At 50.5% G+C, this 22576-nt stretch carries 20 protein-coding genes; 16 read left to right on the top strand and 4 right to left on the bottom strand.

Annotation, left to right across the window (positions count from 1 at the left end; all coding sequences use genetic code 11):
• Nucleotides 1-72 precede the first annotated feature (72 nt).
• Nucleotides 73-2430: a heavy metal translocating P-type ATPase gene (locus FDP13_RS09240; RefSeq protein WP_234424398.1), complete on the bottom strand. Its 2358-nt coding sequence runs from the start codon at nt 2428-2430 to the stop codon at nt 73-75.
• Nucleotides 2431-2499: 69 nt separating this feature from the next.
• On the opposite strand from FDP13_RS09240, the gene cadR reads away from it, so the two are divergent.
• Nucleotides 2500-2931 (top strand): Cd(II)/Pb(II)-responsive transcriptional regulator, encoded by a 432-nt coding sequence (cadR, locus tag FDP13_RS09235; RefSeq protein WP_015847888.1) that lies wholly within the window; start codon nt 2500-2502, stop codon nt 2929-2931.
• Nucleotides 2932-2947: 16 nt separating this feature from the next.
• Here the strand turns inward: cadR and FDP13_RS09230 are convergent, their stop codons facing one another.
• The gene (locus FDP13_RS09230; protein WP_143839279.1) at nt 2948-3970 is read right to left on the bottom strand and encodes a LacI family DNA-binding transcriptional regulator; all 1023 of its coding nucleotides are present in this window, start codon (nt 3968-3970) and stop codon (nt 2948-2950) included.
• 276 nt (nt 3971-4246) lie between these two features.
• On the opposite strand from FDP13_RS09230, the gene FDP13_RS09225 reads away from it, so the two are divergent.
• From FDP13_RS09225 to FDP13_RS09165, 13 genes are all read left to right on the top strand, one after another.
• Nucleotides 4247-5437, top strand: a complete 1191-nt coding sequence (locus tag FDP13_RS09225) for an L-talarate/galactarate dehydratase (protein ID WP_015847886.1) — start codon at nt 4247-4249, stop codon at nt 5435-5437.
• A gap of 492 nt (nt 5438-5929) precedes the next feature.
• Entirely contained in the window at nt 5930-7336 is a 1407-nt protein-coding gene (locus tag FDP13_RS09220; RefSeq protein WP_143839278.1) for an undecaprenyl-phosphate glucose phosphotransferase, read from the top strand.
• Entirely contained in the window at nt 7326-8612 is a 1287-nt protein-coding gene (locus FDP13_RS09215; protein WP_143839277.1) for an outer membrane beta-barrel protein, read from the top strand. Before FDP13_RS09220 ends, FDP13_RS09215 begins: the two co-directional genes overlap by 11 nt.
• A 1-nt stretch (nt 8613) precedes the next feature.
• Nucleotides 8614-9171 carry a polysaccharide biosynthesis/export family protein gene (locus tag FDP13_RS09210; protein WP_143839276.1) on the top strand — a complete coding sequence of 186 codons (558 nt, stop codon included), beginning with the start codon at nt 8614-8616 and terminating at the stop codon, nt 9169-9171.
• Between the two features lie 2 nt (nt 9172-9173).
• Nucleotides 9174-11306, top strand: a complete 2133-nt coding sequence (locus FDP13_RS09205) for an exopolysaccharide transport family protein (RefSeq protein WP_143839275.1) — start codon at nt 9174-9176, stop codon at nt 11304-11306.
• Entirely contained in the window at nt 11303-12514 is a 1212-nt protein-coding gene (locus FDP13_RS09200) for a lipopolysaccharide biosynthesis protein (RefSeq protein WP_143839274.1), read from the top strand. Before FDP13_RS09205 ends, FDP13_RS09200 begins: the two co-directional genes overlap by 4 nt.
• Nucleotides 12511-13893 carry a hypothetical protein gene (locus tag FDP13_RS09195; RefSeq protein WP_033575819.1) on the top strand — a complete coding sequence of 461 codons (1383 nt, stop codon included), beginning with the start codon at nt 12511-12513 and terminating at the stop codon, nt 13891-13893. Before FDP13_RS09200 ends, FDP13_RS09195 begins: the two co-directional genes overlap by 4 nt.
• Nucleotides 13886-14875 (top strand): glycosyltransferase family 2 protein, encoded by a 990-nt coding sequence (locus FDP13_RS09190; protein WP_143839273.1) that lies wholly within the window; start codon nt 13886-13888, stop codon nt 14873-14875. Before FDP13_RS09195 ends, FDP13_RS09190 begins: the two co-directional genes overlap by 8 nt.
• 9 nt (nt 14876-14884) lie before the next feature.
• A complete protein-coding gene (locus FDP13_RS09185) occupies nt 14885-16096 on the top strand; it encodes a glycosyltransferase family 4 protein (RefSeq protein WP_027713183.1) in 1212 nt (403 codons plus the stop codon).
• A 1-nt stretch (nt 16097) separates the two neighbouring features.
• Entirely contained in the window at nt 16098-17210 is a 1113-nt protein-coding gene (locus tag FDP13_RS09180) for a glycosyltransferase family 4 protein (RefSeq protein ID WP_143839272.1), read from the top strand.
• A gap of 18 nt (nt 17211-17228) precedes the next feature.
• Nucleotides 17229-17636, top strand: coding sequence for a membrane protein (locus tag FDP13_RS09175; protein ID WP_033575816.1), 408 nt, complete (start codon nt 17229-17231; stop codon nt 17634-17636).
• Nucleotides 17637-17674: 38 nt separating this feature from the next.
• Complete coding sequence (locus FDP13_RS09170) at nt 17675-19069, top strand: DUF4832 domain-containing protein (RefSeq protein ID WP_143839271.1); 1395 nt, start codon at nt 17675-17677, stop codon at nt 19067-19069.
• A gap of 26 nt (nt 19070-19095) precedes the next feature.
• Nucleotides 19096-19596, top strand: coding sequence for a serine acetyltransferase (locus FDP13_RS09165; protein WP_015847874.1), 501 nt, complete (start codon nt 19096-19098; stop codon nt 19594-19596).
• Nucleotides 19597-20085: 489 nt separating this feature from the next.
• Here the strand turns inward: FDP13_RS09165 and FDP13_RS09160 are convergent, their stop codons facing one another.
• On the bottom strand, nt 20086-20739 hold the full coding sequence (locus FDP13_RS09160; protein WP_143839270.1) for an RES family NAD+ phosphorylase: 654 nt from the start codon (nt 20737-20739) through the stop codon (nt 20086-20088).
• The gene (locus tag FDP13_RS09155; protein WP_143839269.1) at nt 20732-21451 is read right to left on the bottom strand and encodes a hypothetical protein; all 720 of its coding nucleotides are present in this window, start codon (nt 21449-21451) and stop codon (nt 20732-20734) included. Before FDP13_RS09155 ends, FDP13_RS09160 begins: the two co-directional genes overlap by 8 nt.
• A 274-nt stretch (nt 21452-21725) precedes the next feature.
• On the opposite strand from FDP13_RS09155, the gene FDP13_RS09150 reads away from it, so the two are divergent.
• Together FDP13_RS09150 and FDP13_RS09145 are read left to right on the top strand one after the other, a co-directional pair.
• The gene (locus FDP13_RS09150; protein ID WP_143839365.1) at nt 21726-22019 is read left to right on the top strand and encodes a DUF1778 domain-containing protein; all 294 of its coding nucleotides are present in this window, start codon (nt 21726-21728) and stop codon (nt 22017-22019) included.
• A complete protein-coding gene (locus tag FDP13_RS09145; RefSeq protein WP_143839268.1) occupies nt 22016-22504 on the top strand; it encodes a GNAT family N-acetyltransferase in 489 nt (162 codons plus the stop codon). The genes FDP13_RS09150 and FDP13_RS09145 overlap by 4 nt, the downstream gene beginning before the upstream one ends.
• Nucleotides 22505-22576: the final 72 nt, after the last annotated feature.

Here is a 22576-nt window from a genome sequence, read left to right as displayed (position 1 = left end):
GGCTGCAGCACGCCGGTGCCGGCTCGCCATCGGCATCCTGCCGGGGATCCACGTCTTGCGGCGCGGATCGTGTTACGCAGAGTGCGGCTGATGCGCGGCAACCGGCGACAGGCGCAGCAAGCGCAACCCGTTGCCCACTACCAGCAGGCTGGCGCCCACGTCGGCGAACACCGCCATCCACATCGTGCCCAGCCCCAGCAAGGTGAGCGCCAGAAACAGGGCTTTGATGCCAAGCGCCAATGCAATGTTCTGGATTAATATGATGCGGGTCGATTTGGAAATACGCACGAATTCCGGGATCTTGCGCAGATCGTCATTCATTAACGCCACATCGGCGGTTTCAATCGCGCTGTCGGCACCCATCGCGCCCATGGCGAAACCGATGTCTGCGCGAGCCAGCGCCGGGGTGTCGTTGATACCGTCACCCACCATACCGGTTACGCCCTGCGCTGAGAGCCGTTCGATTTGCGACAGCTTATCTTCCGGCAACAGATTGCCGCGCGCTTCGTCAATGCCCACTTCTCGGGCGATGGCCTGCGCCACGTGCTGGTTGTCGCCGGTGAGCATCAGGGTTTTGATACCGGCCTGATGCAGTGCGTTGATAGCCTCCTGACTGGATGGTTTCACGGTGTCGGCCACCGCCATCAGTGCCAGAACGCGTTGTTCGTCGCCCAGAATGATCGTGGTATTGCCTGCCTGTTCCAGCGTGGTTAAGCGCCCGACAATACCTTCGGCCGTCTCGCCCAGCCGCTCGCGGGCCAGCCGCAGATTGCCGAGAAAATAACGTTGGCCTTGCAGCGTACCGATGACACCCTGCCCGGCGACGGCACTGAAGTTATCGACGTCGATCAACGGCGTGCCGGCGTCTTGCGCGGCTCTCGCCACCGCCTGCGATACCGGGTGGTCTGAACGGCCGGCCAGGCTGGCGGCCAGTTGCCGGCAGTGGGCCTCGTCAAGGTCGGCGACCGCTTCAAAGCCGGTCTGCACCGGTTTGCCGTGAGTCAGCGTGCCGGTTTTGTCCAGCGCCAGCCAGGAGAGCGCATGGCCTTTTTCCAGAAAGACGCCGCCTTTTATCAGAATACCGCGCCGTGCCGCCGCCGCCAGCCCGCTGACGATGGTCACCGGGGTGGAGATTACCAGCGCGCACGGACAGGCGATCACCAGCAGCACCAGTGCCTTGTAGGTCCACTCCAGCCAACTACCGCCGGTAAACAGCGGCGGCAGTACGGCCACCAGCAGTGCGCCGAGAAAGACCAACGGGGTGTAAACGCGGGCGAACTGATCGACAAACCGCTGGGTCGGCGCTTTGGTGCCTTGCGCCTGTTCCACCGCGTGGATAATCCGCGCCAGTGTGGTGTTGGCCGCGGCCGCCGTCACCCGATATTCAAACGAACCGCTTTCATTGATGGTGCCGGCAAATACGCTGTCGCCGACGCGTTTATCCACCGGCAGGCTTTCACCGGTAATCGGTGCCTGATTGACCGCGGAATGGCCGCGGGTGATGTCGCCGTCCAGCGCGATACGCTCGCCGGGCCGTACCCGCACGATGCAGCCGGGGGTGACGGTGTTGGCCTCTTGGTCGCGCCAACTGCCGTCCGGCTGCTGTACCGTGGCGGTGTCCGGCGCCAGATTCATCAACCCGGCGATGGCGTTGCGGGCTCTGTCCAGCGAGCGCGCCTCAATGTGCTCGGCAAGCGTAAACAGCACCATCACCATCGCCGCTTCCGGCCACTGTTGCAGGAAAAGCGCGCCGGTTACCGCGATGCTCATCAGCGCATTAATATTCAGGTTGCCGGTACGAAGGGCGATCCAGCCTTTGCGATAGGTGGTCAACCCGCTGGAAGCGACGGCGAGAATCGCCAGTACCGCGGCCCACCATTCCGGCAGCGCGCTCCACTCCACCGCTTCCGCCGCCCCGGCAGCGACCACCGCCAGCCCCAGCGGCCACCAGGATTTTTTCGGCTCCGGCGGCAGAGGCTCGCGCGCATTCCCGGTGCGGACTTCGGGTTCGAACCCTAGCGAGCGGATCGCGGCCAGTACCTTGTCCAGCGCGTCGTAATGGTGGGTGACGGTCATCACCCGTTGCATCAGGTTGAATTCCAGCGCGCTCACTTCCGGCAGGGTGTCGAGTTTTTTACGCAGCAGCGTTTCTTCGGTCGGGCAATCCATCTGCATGATGCGAATAGGCGTACGCTGCTGGTCGCCGGTGCGCTCTGCCGCTGCCAGCGCTGAGACGGGAACAGTCGGCGTCGCCTTGTCGCAGCAGTGGTGGGCGCATGACTGATCTTTCGGGGCTTGCTCGTGGCGATGCGGCACCCGCTCCGGCATGGCATGTGCCTGCGGCTGTGGCCGGAACAGAGCCTTGCCCGGTTTTCCCTGCGCCACGGGGTGGAACTGACGCGCAGACGTGGAGGAATGTTTTGCTGACATGGTTGATTCCTGTGCGGGGTTTTGTTGTAGTAAAAACCCTGTAGTAACTATAGGGTCAAGGGGAATCACATGAAAATCGGCGATCTGGCGAAAGCGACCAACACCACACCGGAAACCATTCGTTTTTATGAGAAGAAAGGGCTATTGCCCGAACCGGAACGCACCGAAGGAAATTACCGTCATTACCATCAGTTTCATGTCGACCGGCTACGGTTTATCCGTAACTGCCGTTCGTTGGATATGAACCATGATGAAATCCGCGCGTTGATTGCGCTTAGCGAGCAACCGGCCGCCAGTTGTGAAGGGGTGAATGCGTTGCTGAACGAACATCTGGGGCATGTGGAAGCGCGTATCGCCGAGCTACAACAGCTGAAAGCGCAGTTGATGCACATCAGCCAGCGTTGTCAGGTGACGCAGACGGTGGACGGTTGCGGCATCCTGCACGGTTTGTCGGCGCTGGAGCTTGAAGAGCGCGGCGCCGGCCATACGCATTTGGGGTGAGCGCTCACCCACTCGGTTACGCCGATTCCCGCTCGATAAGCTGAAAGCCGATGTCGACAATCGCCTCGCCGTGCGTATTTCCGGCCAGGCTGTCTGCCAGCAAGGTCGCGGCTCGGCGGCCCATCTCCCGTCTGTCGATACCGACCGTGGTGAGAGAGGGGCGGTTGCTGGCGGCAAAATCCAGATCGCCGAACCCTATCACCGCCAGATCCTGGGGAACGCGCAGGCCGCGGCTTTCCGCTTCCATAATGGCGCCTTGCGCCAGCGTGTCCGAGCTGCACAGGATCACGTCGGGTGTGCCCTCAAGCAACCGGCTGACTCCGTGGCGGCCGAATGCCAACGTGGCGGGCAGCGGCGCGTCGATGCAAACCGGCTGAGGAACGCCATAGCGGGCCAGCGTTTCGCCCAAACCGGCTTTGCGCCTGGTTGCACGCGGGTCTGTCGTCCAGATCAGGCCCGGTCGCCGATATCCTTTGCGGTGGATGTACTCGCCGATCGTCTGCCCGACTTTTTCATGAGAAAACCCCACCAGCATATCCAGCGGCGTTGGCGTGAGATCCCAGATTTCCACCACCGGAACCGCGGCGTTCAGCAGGATTTTTTTGAGCGCGGGCGAATGATGAATACCGGTCAACACCACGCCGTCGGGGCGGCGCGACAGCAACGTCGCCACCAGTTCTTCCTCGGTCTGCGGCGTGTATCCCGCCACACAAAGCAGCATGTGATAACCGCGCTGCGCCAGTTCATCGCTGAGGGCCTGAATAGTATCGACAAACATGTTGTTATTGATTTGCGGCACCACCACGGCGATCAGTTTGCTGCGCCGCGAGGCCAACCCACCTGCCAGCGCGTTCGGAATATATCCGGTAGCACGCACCGCTTCCTGCACCTTTTCAATGGTTTTGGCACGGACCAGCGCCGGGGTGTTGAGGGCGCGGCTGACCGTCATGGAAGAGAGCCCCGCCGCCCTGGCGACGTCATCCAACGTCGGGGAGCGTGTCGCGGCGGCATATCGCGTGGTTTTTTTGGTACTCACCATCGGCCTGACCTTTGGGTTATCTGGTGGCGTTCATGGCGTGGATTATTCGTGAAGTCGTCTTTTTTTTCCAGCCTGGCGCGCGGCATATGCAAGGGGGAGGTTTGTATCCGATTTGATGCGGCAACGTTTTTATGTTTGCGCTATCATTTTTTATGCATTTCTACAGAAATCTCTGGATTGTGATCGTTTGTACAAAATAGATTCGCTATGGTGGTGCTTCATCGATATCTTCGCTATTAATGTTAGCGCAAACATTTTATCGATGAGGGCCATGACATGTCGTTAAGTGCGAATTCAGATGCCGTTTCCTATGCCAGCGTTACCGGCGTTAAAACGGCGGCGGAAACCGGCGACCGTATTGAGTGGGTTAAGCTTTCGCTGGCGTTTTTGCCGCTGGCAACGCCGGTGAGTGATGCCAAGGTATTGACCGGGCGTCAGAAACCGCTGACCGAAGTGGCGATTATTATCGCAGAGATTCGTTCCCGTGACGGGTTTGAAGGCGTGGGGTTCAGCTACTCCAAGCGCGCGGGCGGCCAGGGGATTTATGCGCACGCGAAAGAGATTGCCGATAATTTGCTGGGGGAAGACCCAAACGATATCGATAAAATCTACAGCAAGCTGCTGTGGGCCGGTGCCTCGGTGGGGCGTAGCGGCATGGCCGTGCAGGCTATTTCTCCTATCGACATCGCGCTTTGGGATATGAAAGCCAAACGCGCCGGATTGCCGCTGGCGAAATTACTGGGCGCGCACCGGGATTCGGTCCGATGCTACAACACCTCCGGCGGTTTTTTGCATACTCCGCTGGAACAGGTGCTGAAAAACGTGGCGCTCTCGCGGGAAAGCGGTATCGGCGGCATCAAGCTGAAAGTCGGGCAACCCAACACCGCAGAGGATATTCGCCGTCTGACCGCGGTGCGTGAAGCGCTGGGCGATGATTTCCCGCTGATGGTGGATGCCAACCAGCAATGGGATCGGGAAACGGCCATCCGCATGGGGCGTAAGATGGAGTCATTCAATCTGGTCTGGATTGAAGAGCCGCTGGACGCCTACGATGTGGAAGGCCACGCGCAGCTTGCCGCGGCACTCGACACGCCGATCGCCACCGGCGAAATGCTCACCAGTTTCCGCGAACATGAACAGTTGATTCTGGGCAACGCCAGTGACGTTGTACAGCCGGATGCACCGCGCGTCGGCGGGATTTCCCCGTTCCTGAAAATTATGGATTTGGCGGCTAAACATGGCCGCACGCTGGCGCCGCATTTTGCCATGGAAGTGCATTTGCACCTGGCCGCCGCTTACCCGCTGGAACCCTGGCTGGAGCACTTTGAATGGCTCAACCCGCTGTTTAACGAACAGCTCGAGTTGCGCGACGGGCGTATGTGGGTGTCGGATCGCCACGGTCTGGGCTTTACCCTGAGCGAACAGGCTCGCCGATGGACGCAGCTCAGCTGTGAATATGGCAAATAGGCCGGGTATTACAGCGTTGAGTCACGTTTGATGTACCGCGGTGGGCCGCTGTTATCGGGCGGCGGCCCACCGATTGAGAGCCTTATCCCATCAGGCTATTCTGCTTGCCGTGTTGGCGCCGCAGTACCCGAAGCCCTCACAATACTGCGCTAATGACGCCTATTCAGATCAGGGCTTATGACTCTCCTACCTTTTTACTCTCCTACCTTCTCGCCCGACTCCGTTATCGTCAATCAGGTCTCGTGAAATAATTTCAGAAAATATCATTATTAATGCAAATAATGATTAATTTAATGATTTTAAAATGAATAACTAACACGATCATTTATGTATTTAATTTAATAAACATTGTATGAAACTCTGGAAATTTTGCTTGTTCCAATATATTTTTTTTGCGATTTTTCCGATTGGCATTTTAAAATTTTTTTACGTGATATATCATGCCGGACGGGGAAGTGTCAGTGATAAAATCTAATGGACTATGATTAAAAAGTGTCTAGCAATCAGATAAAAATTTCCTATGGAAATGACTTTTTCGTTATTAAGTTGATGGATTTCTTATCAATCAATTTGACATTGATAGTGAGCGCCAGGCTATTTTTAATGGGCGCTTTCGATGATGTCATTATGATTAGTCTGCTATTTTCTACTTCCTTTTTGCTTATCGGGGAGTACAGCGGCTTATATCACCATCGACTTAAGAACATACAGTTTCGTGCTCAGCGAAGACTCTGGGGTACCGCATTATTGTCTATTTCTTTTGTCGAAATGGTCAGGGGATATGCCGGTACATTGTACTCGCTGGGGTTATTGCATCGTCTCGATAATATCTATTTTTCCGCGACGCTGTACTGGTATACCCTTTCGTTATGCATTCTCTATCTGATGCGTTTAATTACGTTCAAATGCATGGCCAAAAAGCGAATTCGTGTCGCGATTGTAGGGTTAACGCCAGGCGGTTTGGCGGCGGAAAAAGCGTTGCTAAAAGAATATGCCAATATGCAATTGGATTTGGCTTTTTATGATGACCGCCACCCTTCCCGGTTCGGCTATCTGACAAAAAGCGAATTTAAAGGCAAGGTCAGCGCATTGGTAGAGGAAGCCAAGTCCGGTCGCATTGATGAGATTTATATCGCGCTGCCGATGGTCGCCTTAAAACGTATTCGCTATTTTCTGTCAATGATGTCTGATACCACCGTGGATACTTACATCATTCCCGATCTTTATTCTTACAGTTCGTATGTATCGCAACTTCGCTCCATCAATAATATTCAGACCATCAGTATTTTCAGGTCGCCTTTTGACGGCATCGGGTCTGTGATCAAACGCGTGGAAGATTTGCTTATCGGCGGCATTATTACCTTACTGATTTCACCCTTGCTGCTGATGATTGCCATCGGTATTAAGCTGACATCTCCCGGGCCGGTGTTCTTCAAACAGGATCGTTACGGTTTGAGCGGTAATAAAATTAAAGTGTGGAAGTTTCGCTCAATGCACGTGATGGAGAATAGCGACGTGGTAAAACAGGCGACTAAAAACGACCCGCGCGTCACCCGGTTCGGCGCCTTTCTGCGTCGCACGTCGCTGGATGAATTACCACAGTTTTTCAATGTGTTACAAGGAACGATGTCAATTATTGGGCCTCGTCCCCATGCGGTCGTGCATAACGAGCAGTACCGGCAGTTGGTCGAAAATTACATGATTCGCCATAAGGTGAAGCCGGGGATATCAGGGCTGGCACAGGTGAATGGTTATCGTGGAGAGGTTGATACGCTCGATAAAATGGAAAAGCGGGTGTACTACGATATCGCTTATATTCAAAGCTGGTCTCTTTGGCTGGATATCAAGATTATTTTTAAGACCATTTTCAAAGGCTTTGTCGGTGAGAATGCGTACTGAATTAATCATCGCCGCAGGAATGATAATACCTTCTTCTTCCTGGGCGGAGCTGACGCCCAAATCGCATATTGGCATTGCCGGTATTGATTTTCAGAGTCAGCTTGGTCTGGATTATGGGCATGAGAATAACATAACGTCTCAGGCTGATGATCGAGACAGGATAAATTCTGATTTTCAGGGTATGAAGCCAACGTTTAAAGCTATCGGTAAACGTTATCAGGACCAATATTTATTGATGTATTCCGGCGATTATCGTCGGTACGAGAGCGACCCGGCAGATAATTATGCTGACCATCTCCTTCGTATTAATAGCGAATGGCGTTATGGGCAGAAGCATGGGTTAGCACTCAGCCTTGATGATTCCTTCGGGCATGAAGCTCGCGGGCGGGGTATTACGGAAGGTTTTCAGCCACAACAGTTGCGCGATTTTGGTATTCACTCGCCATTGAGTACCCGGCTTTTTAACAGTGAATTACGTTACAGCTATGGTACGCCCGGCGGGCGAGGTAAAGCGGATGTTGCGTTACTGTTTAGAAAACTACGGTTGGGAAATACCAGTGAGATTAAAAATACCGACCTCGATTTTTATAATTATGTTCTCGGTCAGGAATGGCACGAGAACCGTTTACTTACCGAGCTTTCCGACCAATATTCACCGACGACGCGCTTTAGCTACCGTATTATTAACAGCCAGCGCCGTTATGAAATCGATTCGAAAAAAGACAATGATGAGTATTATCTGGAATACGGCGTTAAGTCGCGCCTGACAGACAAAACCCGCATTGATGCAAATTTGTCCTGGTTATACAAAACGTTTAATAATAATCCAAACGCCAAAGATTTTAGTGGAATCAACTGGGACGTGCAGGCTGAATGGAAGCCGCTTAAACAGTCTATTTTTACCGCACATACGGCGCAGCGTATCAAAGACCCGACGGAAGTCGGCGGTTATATTATGGTGTCGGAGTACGGCCTTTCTTATCAGCATTTTTGGCTGGCAGAACGCTTTTCCACCACATTGGATTACGCACTCCAGCGGGAAGATTACAAGAATTATCTGGATGATCGTAAAGACTGGAACCGGGTATTCACCTTCGCGATGAACTATCGCTTCAGGCCCTCTATTAACATTGAAGTCAAGTATCAACTGAACACGCTGCATTCCAATAAAAATACCGATTCTTTCTTTATCGGCCCTGATGTGAATCGCCAGGTCATCAGAACGCTGGGCCATGATAACGCTCTGATAATGTTAACAACTAAGGTACAGATCTAACGTGAGAATAATAAAACTGTGCATTTTTCTGTGCCTGAGCGCTCTGCTGGCCGGATGCACGCTGTCCGGTTCGCAACAGATGGATAAACCGGATAATGAAACCATCGGCTATCAGTTAGATGAAGGCGATGCCGTCAATATTCTGGTGTATGGCGAGCCTGAAATGACGATGAAATTCATACTGGATAAAAGCGGCGCCATTACTTTTCCCTATATTGGTCAGTTGGTGTTGAAAGGAAAAACGCCTGGGCAGGTGAGTGATGAGCTGACTCGTCGCCTGCGCGGCGATTATCTGCAAAACCCGATGGTGACGGTCAGTGTCGCTGAATTTCGTAAGTTCTATATCACCGGCGAAGTGGAAAAACCGAATGGTTATAGCTATGAGCCGGGGTTGAACGTTGAAAAAGCACTGGCGCTGGCCGGCGGCTTTACCGACCGCGCAGACCGCAAAGACATCGCCATTCGCTTGTCGAAGAGTAATCAACTAATTGAAAACGTTGATGTAAGATACAGCGTTCATCCTGGCGATACCGTGATTGTCGGTATGAGCTTTTTCTGACCATGAGCTTATCTATCGTAGAAAGCGGCAAAAAACTGGAAAGTACTATCGATTTCTCCAGATTTGCCCAGGCGCTCAAAAAGAACGGCTGGAAGGTCATTCTGTCCGGGGTGATTGCGGCGGTGGCGGCGTATCCGCTGATTAGCATGATCACGCCCAAGTATGTGTCGACGGCAACGGTCCTGCTGAAAGCGCAACAGGACAACGTGTCGCCTTTACCGCAGGTCGATAGTTACGATTCCACCCGCAGCGGCTATTACGAAACCCAGTATGCGCTGATGCAGTCGCGCATTGTGCTGGAACAAGCGGTACGGGATATCCATCTTTATCAAAACAAAGCGTTGGGCGGTGAGGCGGCAAAAGACGGCGAAGACACCGGCGATGAACAGCAACAGGTCGAGCGCACGCTAAAAACGATGTTGCCAAACCTGACGATTAACGGCGTACGTACCACTCATCTCGCCACCATCACTTACGAGTCGGCATCGCCTGAGCTGTCGGCTGAAGTGGCGAATGGCGTGGCGCAGGCGTTCATTAACTATACGGCGAAGCAGAAGCATCTAAAGACGCTCAAAGCCAGTGCGTTGAACCAGAAACAGATGGAAGAGGTCTGGCAGCAGGTCGTCGATCAACAGGCCGCCATCGACCAGTTTCTGAAACGGGAAGGGTTGTTGACGTTTCGTGGCGTTGACGGGTTCGAAACCGAACAATTGGGTATCGTCACGACCAAGCTTGCCGATGCAACCCAGCGTCGCATCGCTGCGGAAACCAACTACAACAGCGTGCGGTTGAATGCGGGCAAGTCGCTGGAAAATGTGATCTCGCTGCCCGATATTTCAAATCACGCCCAAATTCAGGATTTGCGTATCGCGATGATTCAGGCGCGCCGGTCTTTATACGATTTGCGCAAGCGCTATGGCATGAAGCATACCAAGATCCTCGAGGCTGAAGCCCAGGTTCAGGCGATTGAAGAGCAGACCCGCACCGTGCTCCTCGAACTGGAGTCGGGGTTGAATAAACAATATCAGGCGGCGCTGAGGGATGAAAAATACTACCAGCAGTTGTTGGAACAACAGAAGGCGGCGTTCCAGACGCTGGCGTCTAAACGTGATGAGTACAACAACCTGACCACTACGCTTGAGAAAACGAAAGAACTCTATAAAGCGCTCTACCAGCGAGCAAAAGAGCAAGCGCTCGCCGGCAACTATTTAGAGCCGGATGCGGTGCTGTACGACCCCGCCGTACCGGCGGATCGGCCGTCGAAACCGAATAAAGCGATGCTGCTGGTGATGGTCGTCATGCTGACGCTGATCTTCTCGGTAGTGTATTTCATCGTGAAGGCGGCGCTGGATAATTCAATCAACAACATCAGCCAGATGAAAAAGCGCCTGCACGTCACACCGGTGGGAGAAATTCGAAATTTTGCCAATGGATTAGCCAGAAAGCAGGTTGCGCGCCTGATCACGGAGTCGCCGCTGGATGCGGATATCGTCCACAGTATGCGAACCCACATTTTGCTATCGCATCCGTCTTGCCAGGTGATCGGCATTGGTTCTACCGAGCAGGGCGAAGGCCGCTCGCTGCTGGCGCATGTGCTGGCGACATCGTTCAGCGCCGACCAAAAAACGTTGCTTGTCGATCTGGATTTCTTTAACGGCAACGGGTTAACGCAAGATTTGGCGCCGCCAGCGGCGATTGGCGTGGCTGAGTTGTTGAGCGATCTCTCGCTGCTGGAGTCCGCCCTGGTGCCGATCAGCGAGAATTTAAGTTTTCTGCCGCGGGGCCATGCGCAGATGTCCTCTTTACTGATGCTCTCTTCGGAGCAGATTGTGACATTGATGACGGCGTTGCGTGCGCGTTATCAGCGCATCGTTATTGACGTGGCCGCCGCAAATCAGGCGCAGGATATTCAACTGGTTAACCGGGTCATCGACGGGCTGATGTTTGTGTTAAAAGCCGGTACGTGGCGCACGGGCGAGGTGCTGAGCGCACTTGAGAAAGTACAGCACCATCAGACGGTGCTGATCGGTGCGGTATTGAACCGGGTGACGGATAAAAATCTGGAAACCAAAGAGGGAATTCGTTCCCTGAATCATCACATGACTGCGCTTATCAACAGCACGGGGCATCTATGAGTTTACTGAAAAGCGTATCGACCATTGCGGGTTCATCGGTGCTGTCGCAACTGATTGGCGCGTTGTCCATCTGGCTGATTTCACATAAATACGATATGGCTGAGGTGGGTATTTATGCGCTGAACTACAGCATCGTGCTGGTCGGGGCGCAGGTGTGTACGTTTGCATCACAATTGCTGATCCCAAAACAGCAGGACAGCGAGCTGGCGCAGAGTGTGGTATTCAGTACGCTGCAAAGTCTGGTGATTGCCGCGCCTTACGCGGCGCTGACCGGCTGGATCTTCCAGCAAAACGTCTTCTTTCTCTATCTGCTTACGCTTGCTTATGCGTTAGTGTTGATTGCCGAGAATTTGTCGCTGCGTGTGGGGAATTACCGTTTTCTGGCCTTTCAGCGACTCTCTGTTTCGGTGGTGGTCGTGTTGTCGATCATGCTGACTTCGCACACCGATGCATTTTATTGGAGCTGGGCCGGCGGCATGATGGTGCTTATCAGCGGGTGTATTTTACGCTCGTTTAATATTCACACGCTTACGTTCGGGCACTTTAGCCTTCAACGTAATGCGGCTTTCTTTACTCAGCATTACCACCACCTTACCCAGGTCGGCAGTGCAGAAGTATTGGCGATGGTAAATAATAATTTACCGATCATGCTGATCAATTTTTGGTTCTCATCGTTGACCGCCGGTTATTTCTCGGTGGTGAGCCGTTTTTGCCTGTCTCCGGTGGTGATCATCGGTAATGCGGTGCGTAACTCTATTTTTTCGTCATGGTCCGCTGATTTCAGAAATAAGCGATTTAACTATAGCGAGTTTAAAAAGGTTCGTTTGGTTCTGCTGGTGTCAGGCATTGTCTGTACATTAGGGGTGTTTATCTTCTATCCGTTGGTAATGAATCTTTTTTTTAGCGAAGAGTGGATCAATTCTATTCCTACTTCGCGCTATATGTTACCTTATTTATTCCCATCGCTGGCTATCTGCCCATTGACGGTGATCGAGTTAATCTTCGGCTCTCATCGTTATTTTTTACGTATTCAGCTGGAACAATTAGCGATTGTATTGATTGCTTTTGTGATTGTCCCTTATTTTTATAATCACTATGCTACATCCCTGATTATTTTTTCAGTACTGACGTTGGTTCGTTATTCATTCATTTATTTAACCGTGAATAAACGTGCCAATTCGTTGAAGAATATGATGATGGCATCATGATCTTGAATACCGGGTTATATTTGCAGGGCTATGTTTTTATTACATTGATGTTCTGCGGGCTGACGCAGTATTTCACCGGTGTATTGGCGGTGTTGTGGCTGCCCTTTGTATTGGTTCTGGTTATGACCGGGTTGCTGATTATGCAAACCCGTTATGATGCGCTGCGGCTGGATACGCAGGAGCTGATGGTTATCACGCTTTATCTCTCTTTTCTGGCTATGGCCGGTGTTTCTACGCTGTTGCAAGGTGGAATAACGGTCACGATCGTTGGTTTTAAAAATGAGATTGCGCTATCGCTTCTCATGTTTTGCCTGTTGCTGGGTTTCTGCCGGGAGTCGCAAATATATCGCGTGACTTGTCGGTTGTATTGGGTGTTTTACGCACAGTTTCCGGTTGTCATTTATCAGGTGCTGTTCGTTTTGCCTAAACGGGTAGCCTTGCGTGGTGAAGATGAAAAGTGGGACTCGGTGGTCGGTACGTTTGGCGGCGATCCTATGGGGGGCGGCAATACGGCGGCGATGGGGTTATTTTGCCTGCTGATTATGCTGCTGAAAGTGTCGGAATTTAAGCATGGGCTGTCGTCATTTAAATCTACCGCGTTGCATATCATTCTGGGCTTTTGCCTGTGCATTCTGGGGGAAGTGAAATTCGTGATCCTGATTTCACCGTTATTACTGGCCTGGGTGTGGCTGATGCCCGGTTACATTAAAGGCATGAATAACGTTAATCTGAAAGCGATTTTGCTGATTTTTATCGGTATGGCATTGCTGATTACCGTGGCGATTACGATTTTAGCATCGGGGTACTCCTCGGCATTTGGTAGTGATCCGACAAAAAGCGCCGCCAGCGTATTTTTGGATTCTTTAGGTTATATTTTTGATACCAATTATATTATGGAGTCAGGAGAGCTTGGGCGCCTGACTACAATATTCTTTTGGCTAAAAAATCATGATATGTGGGGGCCTTCCGGCACCTTATTCGGCTATGGGCTCAATGCGACAAATAGCGGCAGTGCCGTGTCTCCCGGGTTTTTAAACATAATCTATAACCTGATTATTGATTCGACATCATTAAGCGTGTTGCTATGGGAAGTGGGCGTGGTGGGAACGCTCTTTTTTATCGGATTAATTATTTATATTCTGATTATAGCGCAGCCAAAACCGGTACTGGATCGTAATACGCTAGACAGAAATGATTTACGACTGCTGAGCTTCTCCCCGGCGTTTAATGTTTTTGCCGTGGGTTGCCTGTTGAGTCTGCCGTATAGTCAGATCTTAATGATTATTCCCATGTTGCAATTCCTTTTTTATTTGTCATTAGGTTCCAGCCTGGTGATTCGTCATTCTGTCCGCCGTTATATCGGGAAATCGTATGAGTGATAAACCTTTTATTTCAGTGAGCATTAAAACATTTAATGAGGCGGAATGCGTTGAGCAAACCATCGACAGTATTCGCCGCCATATTGCGGATTACCCTCATAAAATTATTGTCGCCGATAGCCTATCCACCGATAACACCCAGCAACTGGCCAGCGCTAAAGGCGTTACCGTGGTATCGCTGACGGAACCCTCTGAACGCTGTTGCGGCGTGGGGCATCAACTGGGTTATCTCTACAGCGAAGGAGATTATCTGCTGTTGATGGATGGCGATATGGAGCTGGAGGAAGGGTTTATTGAGCACGGTATCGCATTTCTGGAAAACCATCCCGATTACGCCGGCGTAGCAGGCACAGTAGAGATGGATGGCGCGGCAAATTATGAATTTAAGTCCCGTAAGCAACGCATTCATAAAATATATCCGTTAGGTGATTGTGGTCATTTAGGCGGCGGCGGTTTATACCGTCGTGCGGCAATTGAGAAAATCGGTTATCTCACCAACCGCAGCTTGCATGGTTATGAAGAAGCGGAATTAGGTATGCGTTTACTCTCTGCCGGCTATAAATTGCATCGCCTGAATGTGCCTTATTTCCGCCACACATCGTACACCATGCCGACGTTTACCATGCTGCGATACCGCTGGAAAAACGGTTTCCTGTGGGCGCCGGGTGAACTTTTACGTAGTGCCTGGGGGACGCCTCATTTTCGTGAAGCATTAAAGATTGTTAAAAATGAAGCAATCTTCGCGGTTTATCTGGTGGCGTTGTTACTGGCGATATTGACGTTTAACGCCGGTGTTATTAGCGCGGCGCTGTTGCCGTTATTGGCTTTTGTGGCGTTAAAAACCATCAAGAATCGGTCATTACTGAATGGGTTACACAGCGTGATGAACCTGGCTGTCTTTTCTGCGGGATTGGTCAAAGGGTTAACCCGGCCAATGCGTAATCCGATGACGCCGCCAGACAGCAAGGTTATTCAGGAATAGGCAGGCATAATGAAAGTATTATTGGTCAATAAATTTTTCTACATCAAAGGTGGGGCGGAAACGGTTTATTTTCAGGAAAGCGAGAGGCTGAAAGCGGCCGGGGTTGAGGTCGTCGATTTCTCTATGCAGCATGAAAATAATTTCCCGTCGGATTATGCCGCTTACTTTGTCGATAATGTGGATTACCATCAGCATAGCGGTGTTGCGGGGGCAATAAAAACGGCGGTTAACTTTATTCATAATTCGCAGGCATGTAAAAAATTGCTGGCGTTATTACGTAAAGAAAAGCCGGATATCGTTCATTTTCATAATATCTACCATCAGCTGACGCCGTCGTTAATTCATGTCGCCAAGAAGTTTGGCTGCAAAACCGTATTAACCGCACATGACTATAAAATTATCTGCCCTTCATACACGATGCTGCGTGATGGGAAAGTCTGTGATGCCTGTTTAACCGGTTCGGTATTCAATGCGTTTAAATACCGTTGCCAGCAGGGGATTGCCTCGAAAAGCCTGCTGCTCTCGTTAGAAGCCGCCTGGCAGAACATTGCCCGGAATTATCAGGCGCTGGATGTCATTATTTCGCCCAGCGAGTTTTTACGAGGCCAGTTAATTCGCAAGTTGCCGAATGCGCGTATTGAGGTCATTGTTAACGGTATTGATGATGACCTGACCAAAGAGACGGTAGAAGATGAAGGTTATTTTCTGTTTATTGGCCGTTTGAGCCGGGAAAAGGGCGTTGCTACGCTGGCTCAGGCTCATCAGCAGATGCGCAATAAGATCCCGCTGAAGATAGCCGGAAATGGGCCGCTGTATAACGACCTGGTCGCCCGGTTTCCGAATGCGGAATTCCTGGGATATAAACAGCAGGGTGCAGAGCTTAATACGCTGATTAAACAGGCTCGCGCGGTGATTGTGCCTTCCGAATATTATGAAAATTGCTCAATGTCGGTACTGGAGTCGATGGCATTCGCCAAGCCGGTAGTGGGCGGACGTATTGGCGGTATTCCCGAGCAAATCCGCGATAATATCGACGGCGTTTTATTTGAACCGGGTAACGTTCAGGCACTGGCCGATGTGCTGGATGACCTGGCGTTGCATCCACAAAAAGCCCAAAAAATGGGATTGAGTGCGCGCCAGCGCCTTAGCGAAAAATATTCACTCGATAAACACACAGCATCTTTATTAGCGCTTTATCAGGAAATCATCAACGAAAAATAATATGACGACTAAAATTACCGTTCTGGGTACACGTGGTATTCCAAACGTGTTAGGTGGTGTGGAAACGCATTGCCAAAATTTATACCCGACTATAAAACAGCAATTTGATGTGGATATTTGCGTTCTCGCACGTTCACCTTATGTCTCTTATAAAGAATCACACTATCGGGGGGTAACAACACGCGCGTTATTAGCACCGAAAAAACGCTCATTAGAGGCCATCGTCCATTCGGTACTCGCTGCATTTACGACTTGTTTCGATAAGTCTACGGTAGTGCACGTCCATGCCATTGGGCCTGGGCTGGTGGTGCCGCTGCTGCGTTTATTGGGTAAAAAAGTAGTGTTTACGCATCATGGGCCGGATTACGAACGCCAAAAATGGGGCTTTCTGGCGAAAAAGGTGTTGTTGCTGGGTGAAAAAGTGGCGGTGAAATACGCCAATGAAGTGATTGTGATCTCAGAAGTTATTAACGAGATGATCAAAAGAAAATATGGTCGGACTGATGCACATCTTATTTATAATGGTGTGAATATCTCTGAGCAATTAACACCTGAAGCCATACATCAAACATTGTCGCGATTTTCTCTTCAGCCCAAGAATTATTTGGTTGCTGTCGGTCGTTTCGTGGAAGAAAAAGGTTTGCATGACCTTATCTGTGCGTATCGACAATCCGGGCTTACCATACCGTTAGTATTAGTTGGCGATGCTGATCACCCAACGGCCTATAGTGAGCGCTTGAAACAGTTAGCGCGTGAAACCCCGAATGTGGTGCTAACGGGATTTTTAACCGGCCATCAACTACAAACTGTCTTTTCACAGGCTAAACTGTTTGTGATGCCTTCATACCATGAAGGATTACCGATTGCGCTACTGGAGGCGATGTCATTTTCATTGCCCGCCGTGGTGAGCAATATTCCAGCCAATCTGGAGGTGAAATTAACGCCGGATACGTATTTCAATGTAGGAGACGTGGCAGATTTATCTGAAAAAATCGTGCAGCGTTCTAAATCGTTATCTATTGATTACTCTGAATATTTACAACGGTATAATTGGCAAAATATCGCGAAACAAACGATGGCCGTTTACACCGCAGTAAATAAGCCAATGAGTTAATAAATCAATAGGTTAATAGTGAACGAATCTAATAAACGTCCGTTAGTCATCGAACGCTTCTACGAGGCGCTTGATGGAAAAACCGACACGGAGCTGACTTCGGAACAACGGCTGGCCGTTGAGCAGGCGGTGCTATCGATTACGGCAGCCTCCATGCATTGGATTGATGTGCGTAAAAGCTTCCCTTTTTTAACCCGGCGTTATTACTTCGTTTTTCTATTCGGTCTGGACCACCGTAAACGTCCGCGCAAAGAATCGACGCTATTCCGCCTGTTGCTGACGGCGTTGATTCTGTTCATCACGTTGTTCTGCACGCTCGCAGCATTATTGACGCTATACATGATTAAGTCTGCCTTGGGTATTGATATTTTCCCACATTTCCACTTAGGAATTTGGGATTGGTGGCTCAGCCTGAAGGATCACTGACCTCCGGTTTCTGCTGATGTGGAAATAAGGAGTCATAAATGCGTTTTAACGTGATTGCGTTGGGAGGTTTGCTATTTGCTGTATTGAGTGTGGCCGAAGCATCAATGACGACCGTCACTCCTCGCGGACTCAGTGGTCCGTTAACGAATCCGGGCACTGGCGTTGCCAGCTTTAACAGGGGCAATGGCACTGTTTTGTCGTCGGCGGATTATCCTGACACGGGTATCGAGTATGATCGCTTTTACTGGAGCGAACTGGAGCCGGTGGAGGGGCAATATAATTTTCAGCTTGTCGATGCCGTTTTCGACCAGGCACGTCAGCATCAGCCGGCAATGAATGTCGGGTTGCGTTTTATGGCGCTTGATGAGCCAGCCAGCGGCTCGAAAATCCCCGATTGGTTAATCCAAAAAGGCATCAAGGGCGAATGGACGCCGGATAAAAAAACGTTTGTGCCGGACTGGGATGATCCGGTGTTTATTGAATATAGCCAGCGTTTACTTAACGCATTTGGCCGTCGCTATGACGGTAATCCGAATCTGGCTTATATCGATATTGGGCTGGTCGGTTCATGGGGCGAGTGGCATAACAGTAATTTTCCCACTATTACGCCGTTATTGAAACGCTATACGTCACCCCAATTAAATACGTACGTAAATATGTATTTTTCTGCGTTCCCCAATAGCCCCAAAGTGATGTTGATTAATGGTGGCGACTCGTTGGCCTATGCGGTGAAACACGGTGCGGGATGGCGTGCAGATTGTTGGGGTGACTGGCATAATTTTTCGGCAACCTGGAGCCACATGAACGATGATTATCCACAGTGGCTGAAAAATGCAGCAGCGATTTATCCGGATTTTAATGCTGCATGGCAGCGATCGCCGGTGAGTCTGGAGATATGCGGTTATATGTCCGAGTGGCAGAGTATCCAGCATTATACCCGCGAGCAAGTACAGGCGACGTTTGACTGGGCGCTGGCGCAACACGCCAGCACTATTAATCTGAAATCGCGCATCGTACCGGCGGAATATCGGGATATTGTGGATAATGCATTGACTAAACTGGGCTACCGTTTCCGCCTGGCTTCTTTGACGCATGAATCCGAATTAGTGATGGGGCAGAGCCTGACGTTGAGCAGCCAATGGTTTAACGACGGTGTTGCGCCTATCTATCTGAAATATGATGTGGCTTATCGTCTGGTGAATGAGACTAATAGCGTGATGGTCATGGAGAAAACGGCTGCGGATATTCGCACCTGGCTACCAGGGCAATATACCGTCAACTGCCAATTGTCCATACCGGAATCATTGCCTGCTGGGCAATATAATATTGATGTGGCGATGCTGGATAAAAAAGGGGTATCGCGTATTAATCTTGCCAACGAAGGCAAACAGGCTGATGGGTGGTATCGAGTTTCCACCGTCATGGTGCGTTGAACAGGGAATGGAAAATAGATAGGTATATGTTGAAAAATATCGGCCATGTGTGGCGTGAAGTTAATACGGCAGGCAGTCTGAAGGCCAAGCTGGTCATTCTGCTATTCCGTCTTTCTACCATTTATCAGTCATCAAATGCGCTGCTGAGAATGTTCGGCATCCCTTTTGTTATCCTGAATAAAGTGGTTAATGAGTGGCTGTTTTGTGTGGAGATCCCGCACCGGGCCCAAATCGGTTTTGGGCTGAAAATATATCACCCGCACTGCATTGTGCTGAATGCCGATGTTGTTATCGGGGAAAACTGTACCTTACGGCAGGGTGTGACTATTGGCAGCGTGATAAATCGTGATGGTCAGGTTACCCAAAGTCCGGTGCTGGGTAATCAGGTAGAACTGGGGGCGAATGCCATTCTGCTTGGCGGTATTACCGTGGGTGATAACGTAAAAGTGGGAGCCGGAACGGTAGTCACCAAGAGTCTGGCGGCGAATAAAATCGTCGTGGGGAATGGATTCCGGGAATTAAATTGAGTCTGTACGTTCATTGCCATACGAGCAACTCAAACGGCAGTTGTATTTAAAGAAAAAACGCTTCGAAAATACACTGACAGTAAAATACCAAACAGACGCCTTGAGCGTCTGTTTTTGAATAAGTGCTGGTGCTAATTAACGTTGCAGTCATTGAACAACGCGCCCCTCGCGCCGGCCAGTGGGGAGAAACGAGCCATCGAACGCAGTTCGGCGCAGAGGCGGTAATCTGAAAAGCAAAAACCCGCCTTGCGGGCGGGTTCTTTAGAATAGTGGTGCCGGACTCGGGATCATTCAGCTTTCTATTAAGTTGAAATGCAGCATAAAATTTAACCGTGGCTGTTGTCAAGACCCATGGGTTGACCCGTATTTGCTTGCAAATTAAACTGCGGGGATTGCTCTTCGAAAATAAACTCAGTCAATTTTTTCGGTTCTATTACGTCTACAGCATTAGGTTTTTAATGAAATGACTAAGCGATAGTCTTGTTTTATCTACGCCAAATCCTTGGGGATCAGAACCAATGCCATTTCATCGGCCAGAATTTTCAGGTCGTTATTTACCGCTATTGACGTTGATGCCAGTTCGGAATTAATCGTAACGTCAAGATCGTTAGTATTGATGCGATCCCCAAACAACATAACAGCCTTATCGCCATGCTGTTTGGAAGACCACTGGATCCCCTGTGCCTCGGGATTATCCGCATGAATTTTTTCAGCCCATTTGCGTGTCTCGGGATAGTTATCTGCAGAAGACCCCAGTAAATCGGCTTGTGTGATGCCATGTTTCTTCATGAAACGGGGGTTGAGGTCAACAAGCTGAATATCCTCTTTGGGAGATATCTGGCTGCGGGTAAGTTGGTCCAGAGCAGAAAGTTCAACCGGTGCGCCTTCGCAGGGCGTAGGTAGGTCATGCAACACTGTCTCCATCAGTGCGACCAACAGACTTTCCCCACCATACAATGTCGAAATGTTTTTTCCCTCACTGTTATTGATGGGACTGAACCTGCTTTTCCCTTTTCCTGGGTTAAATTCTGTCGCACCAAATTGCGTTGAGTGGATGCGCTCGATAATTTTTCCCTTTGCCCATGTTATCCGATTGGCTAAAAGGTTATCGTTTTTACTAGGAGTTTTAATTTTCTTAGCCATGTACAGGCCCTTCCTTCGCCCTTAATGCGGCTTCCAGCACCTGTTCCGGTGCTGATATCAGGAGGTCTTTGGGTTTTTTATTACCCAGCCAGCTATTGGGGGAGCCAAACCAAAGGGCGAGCGACCACGGCGTTTTTGTTTCACCGAACACTTGGATGATTTTCTTTAACAGTGGCAGCGGTTGCCCACCAATATCCAGAGCATAGGCTGGATACAGGTCTCTGCCTTCTGATGTTATAGCAAAAATCTTTCCTGTCCGTTTCCAGCGATTTGGTAATCCGCTGGGATTTTTCACTCCGCCGCCGGCTCCAGCACGGCGTGAAACCTCTTGGGCAGGCAACCACTCACTGTCATCTAGGATAGTGTTTTTCAGTTTCTCCAGCCGTTCTGTGTTTGTTATACCGGTGTTCTTTCGCTCGTCTCTAACTTGAGATTCTACTGTATAACGCCATACCAGTTCGGTTGAGGGGGAGTGAATCAGACCAGTTACTGCCCGAAAAGCTGCTTCGAGTGCTACTTTAAAAGCAGTGTCATCAATGGAGGCAGGGCGTTTCAGTACATAGTACAGTTCTACCTGATTTTCCTTGTCATCATGGACGTCTGGTACTGAAATGGTGATATCAGCATGTCCATCTTCCGTTTTAAAGTATGAGATATTGTCTGCAGGGACTGCAATAACTTCAAAATTAGAGCCTTTTTCTCGTGTAATCATGAATTGACTCCTTTTAACAACTTAATTACATATCGAATATATACAATATAGCTCTAATACCAATAATACACCATGTCATTGAGTGAAAAACCAGCACAAGATCGGATTAAGTACCGCAAAAAGTCCAGCCAGAGCCAACCTTCGATATACAAGCTAGTGTTGACTACATACCAGGAAACGGTTTTTGTCACCCTGTGATGTCGATAAATCGTAATGACATTAGCGTTACAGTGCCTGTATGATTAATATCCAGAGTGTAGGCCGGAGGAACACCATGCCAGCGACGAACAGCGTTTCTAAGAAACGCGAAACATTGAATTTACGCATCAAGCCCGCCGATCGTGACCTTATCGACCGTGCGGCGAAGGCCAGAGGGAAAAATCGCACTGATTTTGTGCTTGAAGCTGCGCGTGCCGCTGCACAGGAAGCGTTGATCGATCAGCGCATCATCATGGCAGATCCCGACGCTTATCAGGAATTCCTTGCTCGCTTGGATCAGGCTCCTTCACCGAATGCCGCGCTGCGTAAAACCATGCAAACACCTGCACCGTGGGAACAGAAAAAATGATCTCCGCTCCTGAGCCACTCTACGCCGAACATGTACTATCTGCATTCTGTTGCGGTGTGGAGTCTATGGATAACTGGCTGAAACAGCGGGCGATGAAAAATCAGGTCACTGGCGCATCAAGGACTTTCGTCAGTTGCGATGGTTCAAAAGTGCTGGCGTATTACTCATTGGCCTCCAGTGCCATGATGACAAACGCTGCGCCCGGACGCTTTCGCCGCAATATGCCCGATCCGATCCCGGTGGTGGTGCTGGGTCGTCTGGCGGTGGATGCATCATTGCATGGTCATGGCATTGGCCGGGCGCTGGTACGAGATGCTGGGCTGCGGGTGATTCAGGTTGCTGATACTATCGGCATTCGCGGGATGTTGGTTCACGCGCTGTCTGACGAAGCGCGGGAATTTTACCTACGTGTGGGGTTTGAGCCTTCACCGATTGACCCGATGATGTTGATGGTAACGTTGGGGGATTTGGTGGGGAGTCACTAGGGTGTGTCCCGTAACTGTTTTTTGTACAATCAGGGACATGATTTCATCACAAGAAGTGCTTTAATTTGGCTC

The organism is Dickeya sp. ws52 (genome assembly GCF_007210685.1).
GTDB classification, from domain to species: Bacteria; Pseudomonadota; Gammaproteobacteria; order Enterobacterales; family Enterobacteriaceae; genus Dickeya; species Dickeya chrysanthemi.
The sequence above is the reverse complement of the archived record's forward strand: the minus strand, read 5'-3'. Positions and strand labels throughout refer to the sequence as shown.

What these genes read in the sequence shown, in the direction of transcription:
- FDP13_RS09205 (WP_143839275.1), top strand. Translation starts at nt 9,174, where the DNA reads ATGAGCTTATCTATCGTAGAAAGCGGCAAAAAACTGGAAAGTACTATC.
- FDP13_RS09190 (WP_143839273.1), top strand. Translation starts at nt 13,886, where the DNA reads ATGAGTGATAAACCTTTTATTTCAGTGAGCATTAAAACATTTAATGAG.
- FDP13_RS09195 (WP_033575819.1), top strand. Translation starts at nt 12,511, where the DNA reads ATGATCTTGAATACCGGGTTATATTTGCAGGGCTATGTTTTTATTACA.
- FDP13_RS09150 (WP_143839365.1), top strand. Translation starts at nt 21,726, where the DNA reads ATGCCAGCGACGAACAGCGTTTCTAAGAAACGCGAAACATTGAATTTA.
- FDP13_RS09170 (WP_143839271.1), top strand. Translation starts at nt 17,675, where the DNA reads ATGCGTTTTAACGTGATTGCGTTGGGAGGTTTGCTATTTGCTGTATTG.
- FDP13_RS09225 (WP_015847886.1), top strand. Translation starts at nt 4,247, where the DNA reads ATGTCGTTAAGTGCGAATTCAGATGCCGTTTCCTATGCCAGCGTTACC.
- FDP13_RS09180 (WP_143839272.1), top strand. Translation starts at nt 16,098, where the DNA reads ATGACGACTAAAATTACCGTTCTGGGTACACGTGGTATTCCAAACGTG.
- cadR (WP_015847888.1), top strand. Translation starts at nt 2,500, where the DNA reads ATGAAAATCGGCGATCTGGCGAAAGCGACCAACACCACACCGGAAACC.
- FDP13_RS09215 (WP_143839277.1), top strand. Translation starts at nt 7,326, where the DNA reads ATGCGTACTGAATTAATCATCGCCGCAGGAATGATAATACCTTCTTCT.
- FDP13_RS09145 (WP_143839268.1), top strand. Translation starts at nt 22,016, where the DNA reads ATGATCTCCGCTCCTGAGCCACTCTACGCCGAACATGTACTATCTGCA.
- FDP13_RS09165 (WP_015847874.1), top strand. Translation starts at nt 19,096, where the DNA reads ATGTTGAAAAATATCGGCCATGTGTGGCGTGAAGTTAATACGGCAGGC.
- FDP13_RS09160 (WP_143839270.1), bottom strand. Translation starts at nt 20,739, where the DNA reads ATGGCTAAGAAAATTAAAACTCCTAGTAAAAACGATAACCTTTTAGCC.
- FDP13_RS09200 (WP_143839274.1), top strand. Translation starts at nt 11,303, where the DNA reads ATGAGTTTACTGAAAAGCGTATCGACCATTGCGGGTTCATCGGTGCTG.
- FDP13_RS09185 (WP_027713183.1), top strand. Translation starts at nt 14,885, where the DNA reads ATGAAAGTATTATTGGTCAATAAATTTTTCTACATCAAAGGTGGGGCG.
- FDP13_RS09230 (WP_143839279.1), bottom strand. Translation starts at nt 3,970, where the DNA reads ATGGTGAGTACCAAAAAAACCACGCGATATGCCGCCGCGACACGCTCC.
- FDP13_RS09155 (WP_143839269.1), bottom strand. Translation starts at nt 21,451, where the DNA reads ATGATTACACGAGAAAAAGGCTCTAATTTTGAAGTTATTGCAGTCCCT.
- FDP13_RS09240 (WP_234424398.1), bottom strand. Translation starts at nt 2,430, where the DNA reads ATGTCAGCAAAACATTCCTCCACGTCTGCGCGTCAGTTCCACCCCGTG.